Here is a 6,697-nt window from a genome sequence, read left to right as displayed (position 1 = left end):
CCCGGGGACACGAGCCCTTCGCTGGCAGGAAAATTCTTGTGGTTGCTGGTAGCGCGTTCAGGCGGTGACGCGAACCATGTCGGCCTGCGGGCCTTTCTGGCCCTGCGAGATCTCGAATTCGACCCGCTGGCCCTCTTCAAGGGTGCGGTAGCCGTCCATCTGGATCGCGCTGTAGTGGACGAAAACATCCGCACCACCGTCGACCGCGATGAAGCCGTATCCCTTCTCCGCGTTGAACCACTTGACGGTGCCCTGAGCCATGCCTAACTCCCCTATTACTGGCCCTTGCACAGATCCGCACTTCGCGGATCCGGGTCAGACCTCACTCCCCAAACGGTTGGGGGCGTGCGCCGGAACGCGTCGACCGCGGCTGAATGTATCTGCCCAACTGCCCTCTGCAACAGGTCAATCGGACGAGAAATCTCGACGTCGCCGGTCCGGAATGTGACGGTAGTTCGCCCGATTTCAGGGCAAGTCAGGCCGGGCAAATGCCGCAAAAGCCGCAGAAAGGGCCCAGACTTTGGCTACATCCAGTCGGGCGGGCGGCAGGAATTAATGGTTCCCGATGGGGAAATCGGGGCCGTGTTCCCCGACTCTATCGCGTTCAATCCCATGGAATGGCCCCCTCCGCTTCTCTCACGGAGGGGGCCATTCGATGAACGCTCAGTCACGCTGATTACCGATGGTAATGATCAGCCGCCGGCGACGGCCGGAATGATCGACACACCCGCACCGTCCGGGGTCGCGGTCTGAAGGCCCTGCTCGAAACGCACGTCGTCGTCGTTGACGTAGACGTTGACGAAGCGGCGCAGCTTGCCCTGGTCGTCGAGGACCCGGGCGGCGATCCCGGTGTGGTTCTTCTCCAGGTCGGCGATGACGTCGCCGAGCGTGGCACCCTCGGCGCCGACCTCGGCCCTGCCGCCGGTGTAGGTGCGCAGGATGGTGGGGATGCGAACGGTCACGCTCATGCGAGGCCAGCCTCTCGGAAGGAGTCCAGGTTCGGGCGGATGGTCGCGGTCAGGCCGGTGTCGGCCACCGCGTCCAGCGTCTTGAGACCGTCGCCGGTGTTGAGCACGACGGTGGTCAGGGCCGGGTCCAGGTCGCCGTTCTCGATGAGCTTCTTCGTGACGCCGACGGTCACGCCGCCCGCGGTCTCGGCGAAGATGCCCTCGGTCCGGGCCAGCAGCCGGATGGCTTCCACGATCTGCTCGTCCGTCACGTCCTCCACCGCGCCGCCGGTGCGGCGCGCGATGTCCAGGACGTACGGGCCGTCGGCGGGGTTGCCGATGGCGAGCGACTTGGCGATGGTCTTCGGCTTCTGCGGCCGGACGACGTCGTGGCCCGCCTTGTACGCGGCCGACACCGGCGAGCAGCCCTCCGCCTGGGCGCCGAAGATCTTGTACGGCCTGTCCTCGACGAGGCCGAGCTCGATCAGCTCCCGCAGCCCCTTGTCGATCTTCGTGAGCTGCGAGCCGGAGGCGATGGGGACGACGAGCTGGTCGGGCAGCCGCCAGCCGAGCTGCTCGCAGATCTCGTACGCGAGGGTCTTGGAGCCCTCGGCGTAGTACGGCCGCAGGTTGACGTTGACGAAGCCCCAGCCCTCGCCGGCCGGGTCGCCGATCAGCTCGGAGCAGAAGCGGTTCACGTCGTCGTAGTTGCCCTCGATGCCGACGAGCTCCCCGCCGTAGACGGCGGCCATGACGACCTTGCCCTGCTCCAGGTCGTGCGGGATGAACACGCAGGAGCGCAGTCCGGCGCGGGCGGCGGCGGCGCCGACGGCACCGGCGAGGTTGCCCGTGGAGGAGCAGGAAAGGGTGGTGAAGCCGAAGGCGCGGGCGGCCTCCAGGGCCTGGGCGACGACCCGGTCCTTGAAGGAGTGCGTCGGGTTGCCGGAGTCGTCCTTGACGTACAGGCCGCCGGTGACGCCGAGTTCGCGGGCGAGGTTGTCGGCCTGGACGAGCTTGGTCCAGCCGGGGTTGATGTTCGGCTTGGTCGCCACGTCGGCGGGAACGGGCAGCAGGGGCGCGTAGCGCCAGATGTTCGCGGGGCCCGCTTCGATGCGCCGGCGCAGTTCCTCGGTGTCGTGGTCCGAGAAGTCGTAGGCGATCTCCAGCGGGCCGAAACACTCCTGGCAGGCGAAGACCGGACCGAGCGGTACGCGGTGGCCGCACTCGCGGCAGGACAGCGCGGCGGCGGGGCCGAGATCGACGGAGGGAGCGGCGGATCCGGTGACGGATTCCGTAGTGCTTTCAGCAGTCTGCACAGCCATGTGAGGCGAGGCCCTTTCTCCTCATCTTCCTCACGACGCATCTCGCCGTGAGACGGATTTGGCACCTTCCCTAGCCGGGAGCCTCGCGAGGACGATCAGCGACGCGATCCACCGCGCTGCGCGGTGGACACCGCAATGCGCTGTGATCGTCGATCGACGGTGATCTACGAGAACCGGCTGGAGGGTTGCCGGGGCTTCATCGGGCCGTTTCCCTCTGCCCCTCTGGATGAGCTGTATGCGGTTGTGTCGTGCGGTTGTATGTCGTGCGGCCGTACGGAGCGGACGAGGACCGGTGAGGGCCGCGACCCCCGATGTGCGGGGGCCGTCCGCGTTGTTCAAGACTGTAACCGAAGGCCAGGACGGTGGAGAGAGCACGTCCGAACCGCGAGACGGACCACAGGGGCATGGATCACAGGAGTACGGGCCGTCCTGGTACGGGCCGCAGGAGTATGGACCAGAGGGGTTATGGACCGCAGAGGTGAGGAGCCGCCGACCGTGCTGGAAGAAGTCGAGCGCTGGCTGGCCGACCGCTCCTGGTCCGTGACCGACCGCCCGGTGCACCGCCTCCTGGCCGCGAAACGCGCCACGGGACAGACGGTGAGCGTGGTGCTGCCCGCGCTCAACGAGGAGGCCACGGTCGGCGGGATCGTCACGGCGATCCGGCACGACCTGATGCTGCGGGTCCCGCTGGTCGACGAGATCGTGGTCGTGGACTCCGGCTCGACCGACCGCACCGCCCAGGCGGCCGCCTCGGCGGGCGCGACCGTGGTGCACCGGGACACGATCCTGCCCCGCATCCCCGCCGTGCCCGGCAAGGGCGAGGTGCTGTGGCGCTCCCTGCTGGTCACCCGGGGGGACATCGTCTGCTTCGTCGACGCGGACCTCAGGGAGTTCTCCGCCGCGTTCGTCTCCGGCATCGTCGGCCCCCTGCTCACCGATCCGGACGTGCAACTGGTGAAGGCCATGTACGACCGGCCCCTGGGCTCCGCGGCCGGCCAGGGGGGCAGGGTCACGGAGCTGATGGCGCGCCCGCTGCTCAACCTGCACTGGCCGCGGCTGGCCGGCTTCGTGCAGCCGCTCGGCGGCGAGTACGCGGCCCGCCGCTCGCTCCTGGAACGGCTGCCCTTCCCCGTCGGCTACGGCGTCGAGCTGGGCATGCTGGTCGACGCCCTGCACCTGGTGGGCCTGGACGCCCTCGCCCAGGTCGACGTCGGCGTCCGCAAGCACCGCCACCAGGACGGCCAGGCCCTCGGCCGGATGGCCGCCGCGATCTACCGCACCGCCCACCTCCGCCTGGCCCGCGGCCACCTCGTCCGCCCCGCGCTCACCCAGTTCGAACGCACCGTCGCCGGCTTCGAGCCCCGCACCCACCCGGTGGACACGGAGGAGCGGCCCCCGATGACGGAGATAGCCGAGTACCAGTCCCGCCGGGTGGCCTGACCACGACGGCCCGCGCTCCCCGCCCCACCCCTTGACCTGGCGTTCCGGGCGTATCCGGTCGTATACGGCCGAGAAGTCGATCCGCATACGGCTGATCCGCACGTTTGAGCGTTTCGGAGGCGGGCTAGGTTGAGGCGTATGGCTTCCATCCAGGCTGGTCAGGGTGCTCAGGTGCTGGTCGCGTCGAACCGCGGCCCCGTTTCGTACACGGTGGGCGAGGACGGTTCGCTGCGCGCCAGACGGGGCGGCGGCGGACTGGTGTCCGGGCTGTCGGCGATCGGGTCGGACGCGGACGCGCTGTGGGTGTGCTCGGCGCTGTCCGACGGTGACCGCGAGGCCGTGCGGCGCGGGGTCGGCGAGGACGGCGTGCGGATGCTGGACATCCCCGCGGACGTACACGCCGACGCGTACAACGGCATCGCGAACTCGGTGCTGTGGTTCGTGCACCACATGCTGTACCAGACACCGCTGGAGCCCGTCTTCGACGCGGAGTTCCGCCGGCGGTGGGCGTCCTACGAGGCCTACAACCGGGCGTTCGCCGAGGCGCTGGCCGAGGAGGCGGCCCGGGGGGCCGCGGTCGTGGTGCAGGACTACCACCTGACGCTGGTCCCGGGGCTGCTCCGGGAGCTCCGCCCCGACCTGCGCATCGGTCACTTCTCGCACACGCCGTGGGCCCCGCCGGAGTACTTCCGGATGCTGCCCGACGACATCGCCGGGCAGGTGCTGCGCGGGATGCTGGGCGCGGACCGGCTCGGCTTCCTGACCCGGCGCTGGGCGGACGCGTTCACCGCGTGCTGCGAGCAGTTCGCGGACGGGCTCGGACGGACCGCGATCGGGGTACACGGGCTGGGCGCCGACGCGGACTTCCTGCGCGGCCGCGCGCACGAGGCGGACGTCGAGGAACGGATCGTCGCGCTCCGCGAGGAGATCGGCACCGCCCCCGACGGGACCCCGCGCAGGACCGTCGTCCGGGTCGACCGGACCGAGCTGTCGAAGAACATCGTGCGCGGCCTGCTCGCGTACCGGCAGCTCCTCGACGAACGCCCCGAGTGGCGCGAACGCGTCGTGCACGTCGCCTTCGCCTACCCCTCCCGGCAGGACCTCGCCGTGTACCGCGACTACACGGCCGAGGTGCAGCGGGTCGCCGAGGAGATCAACGAGCGGTACGGGACCCCGGGCTGGCAGCCCGTCCTCCTGCACGTCGAGGACGACTTCGCGCGCTCCCTGGCCGCGTACCGGCTGGCCGACGTGGCCCTGGTCAACCCCATCCGGGACGGGATGAACCTGGTCGCCAAGGAGATCCCGATCCTGTCCGACCGGGGCTGCGCGCTGGTGCTGTCCCGGGAGGCGGGCGCGTACGAGGAACTGGGCGAGGACGCGATCGCCGTCAATCCGTACGACGTGGTCGACACGGCGCGGGCCCTGCACGAAGGACTCACGATGCGCCCGGAGGAGCGGACCGAGCGCGCCAAGCGCCTGGCCGAGGCGGCGACGGCGCTGCCGCCGCAGCAGTGGTTCCTGGACCAGCTGAACGCGCTGCGGGACGGAAGCTAGAGAACCGGAACCGGCCGCCCGGCCGCGCGGCCGCCCGCCCCTCCGCGGCCTCCCCGCCGTCCCTGGACGGCCGGTCACCTGTGCGTGCGGACGGGCGGGCGTGGATAGGTTGGTGGTATGGGCAGCTCTGCGGATTCCACGGACCCGAACGTCACCTACCCCGACGCCGGTGAGGCCGGCGCCTCCGCCCCCCTGCCGGTGCCCGCCACGCGGGCCGGGCGGGACGGGCTCGACGCGCTGCTCGCGCGGCCGGGGAAGGCGCTGATCGCCCTCGACTTCGACGGGACGCTCTCGCCGATCGTGGCCGACCCCGAGCAGGCCCGCGCCCATCCCGGCGCGGTGCGCGCGCTCGCCGCGCTCGCCCCGCGGGTGGCCTCCGTGGCGGTGGTCACCGGCCGGCCGCCCGCGGTCGCGGTGCGGAACGGCGGCTTCGCGGACGTCCCCGGCCTGGAGCACCTCGTCGTCCTCGGCCACTACGGCACCGAGCGCTGGGACGCCGCCACCGGTGAGATCACCGCGCCCGCCCCGCACCCCGGGGTCGCCGCCGTCCGCGCGGAACTGCCGGGGCTGCTCGACCGGGTCGGCGCCCCGGAGGGCACCTGGACCGAGGAGAAGGGCCGCGCGGTGGCCGTCCACACCCGCAGGGCCGCCGACCCCCAGGCCGCCCTCGAGGCGCTGCGCGAGCCGCTGACCGGCCTGGCGCACCGGCACGGGCTGGTCGTCGAGCCCGGCCGCATGGTCCTGGAGCTGCGTCCGCCGGGCATGGACAAGGGAGTCGCCCTGGCGGAGTACGCCCGCGAGATCGGCGCCGGGTCCGTCCTCTACGCGGGGGACGACCTGGGCGACCTCCCCGCCTACGCCGCCGTCGACGCACTCCGCTCGGACGGCGTCCCCGGTGTGCTGGTGTGCAGCGGCAGCGACGAGGTCACGGAGCTGCGGGAACGCGCGGACGTGGTGGTCGACGGCCCCGAGGGGGTCGTCCACCTGCTCGGGGCGCTGGCGCGGGCCCTGGCTCCGCGCACGGACTGAGCGGCCGACCGGCCGGCGACGGCCACCCGCCGCGCTGAACGCGGAACGCTGGACGCGGAACGCGGACGCGGCCCGCGTTCAGCGTTCCGTGCGGCGGGACTCCCGGACGCGCCGGAGCCGGTTCACGGTGACCGGGTCGTGGGCCAGGGCGCGGGGGTCGTCGAGCAGGGCGTTGAGGAGCTGGTAGTAGCGCACCGGGGACAGGCCCAGCTCCTCGCGGATCGCCCGCTCCTTCGCGCCGGGTCCGAGGAAGCCGCGGCGCTCCAGCGCGAGGACGTCCCGCTCGCGCCGCGCCAGCCGCTCCTGCCCCTGTTCCCGCTCCTCGTCCATGCCTGGGCCCTGGTCCATACCCGCACGGTAGCCCCCGCCGCCGACAGCCGGTCCGCGGGCAGCGGGCAGCGGGCA

7 protein-coding genes and 1 riboswitch are annotated in these 6,697 nt (G+C 71.6%); of the genes, 3 read left to right on the top strand and 4 right to left on the bottom strand.

Annotation, left to right across the window (positions count from 1 at the left end; all coding sequences use genetic code 11):
- Window positions 1–57: 57 nt before the first annotated feature.
- From AOK11_RS33150 to thrC, 3 genes are all read right to left on the bottom strand, one after another.
- Complete coding sequence (locus AOK11_RS33150; RefSeq protein ID WP_004986573.1) at window positions 58–261, bottom strand: cold-shock protein; 204 nt, start codon at window positions 259–261, stop codon at window positions 58–60.
- 431 nt (window positions 262–692) lie between these two features.
- Entirely contained in the window at window positions 693–968 is a 276-nt protein-coding gene (locus tag AOK11_RS33145) for a MoaD/ThiS family protein (RefSeq protein ID WP_055597377.1), read from the bottom strand.
- Entirely contained in the window at window positions 965–2,269 is a 1,305-nt protein-coding gene (gene thrC, locus AOK11_RS33140; RefSeq protein ID WP_055597376.1) for a threonine synthase, read from the bottom strand. Before thrC ends, AOK11_RS33145 begins: the two co-directional genes overlap by 4 nt.
- Before the next feature lie 18 nt (window positions 2,270–2,287).
- Window positions 2,288–2,502: riboswitch (SAM riboswitch) on the bottom strand.
- A 262-nt stretch (window positions 2,503–2,764) separates the two neighbouring features.
- Here thrC and AOK11_RS33135 point away from each other — a divergent pair.
- The 3 genes from AOK11_RS33135 (at window position 2,765) to otsB (ending at window position 6,292) form a co-directional block, all read left to right on the top strand.
- Window positions 2,765–3,709, top strand: a complete 945-nt coding sequence (locus tag AOK11_RS33135; RefSeq protein ID WP_055597378.1) for a glucosyl-3-phosphoglycerate synthase — start codon at window positions 2,765–2,767, stop codon at window positions 3,707–3,709.
- 138 nt (window positions 3,710–3,847) lie between these two features.
- Window positions 3,848–5,263 (top strand): alpha,alpha-trehalose-phosphate synthase (UDP-forming), encoded by a 1,416-nt coding sequence (locus AOK11_RS33130; protein ID WP_206188977.1) that lies wholly within the window; start codon window positions 3,848–3,850, stop codon window positions 5,261–5,263.
- A gap of 117 nt (window positions 5,264–5,380) precedes the next feature.
- Window positions 5,381–6,292 (top strand): trehalose-phosphatase, encoded by a 912-nt coding sequence (otsB, locus tag AOK11_RS33125; RefSeq protein WP_055597374.1) that lies wholly within the window; start codon window positions 5,381–5,383, stop codon window positions 6,290–6,292.
- A gap of 78 nt (window positions 6,293–6,370) precedes the next feature.
- Here otsB and AOK11_RS33120 read toward each other — a convergent pair whose 3' ends face one another.
- On the bottom strand, window positions 6,371–6,640 hold the full coding sequence (locus AOK11_RS33120; protein ID WP_240497584.1) for a DUF3263 domain-containing protein: 270 nt from the start codon (window positions 6,638–6,640) through the stop codon (window positions 6,371–6,373).
- Window positions 6,641–6,697 lie beyond the last annotated feature (57 nt).

Origin of the sequence: Streptomyces hirsutus, from assembly GCF_001418415.1 — a bacterium.
In the GTDB taxonomy this organism is placed as follows: Bacteria; Actinomycetota; Actinomycetes; order Streptomycetales; family Streptomycetaceae; genus Streptomyces; species Streptomyces hirsutus.
The sequence above is the reverse complement of the archived record's forward strand: the minus strand, read 5'-3'. Positions and strand labels throughout refer to the sequence as shown.

Bases quoted from the DNA above. Each gene is read 5' to 3' on its own strand.
- AOK11_RS33150 (WP_004986573.1), bottom strand. From the start codon at position 261: ATGGCTCAGGGCACCGTCAAGTGGTTCAACGCGGAGAAGGGATACGGC.
- AOK11_RS33145 (WP_055597377.1), bottom strand. From the start codon at position 968: ATGAGCGTGACCGTTCGCATCCCCACCATCCTGCGCACCTACACCGGC.
- thrC (WP_055597376.1), bottom strand. From the start codon at position 2,269: ATGGCTGTGCAGACTGCTGAAAGCACTACGGAATCCGTCACCGGATCC.
- AOK11_RS33130 (WP_206188977.1), top strand. From the start codon at position 3,848: ATGGCTTCCATCCAGGCTGGTCAGGGTGCTCAGGTGCTGGTCGCGTCG.
- otsB (WP_055597374.1), top strand. From the start codon at position 5,381: ATGGGCAGCTCTGCGGATTCCACGGACCCGAACGTCACCTACCCCGAC.
- AOK11_RS33120 (WP_240497584.1), bottom strand. From the start codon at position 6,640: ATGGACCAGGGCCCAGGCATGGACGAGGAGCGGGAACAGGGGCAGGAG.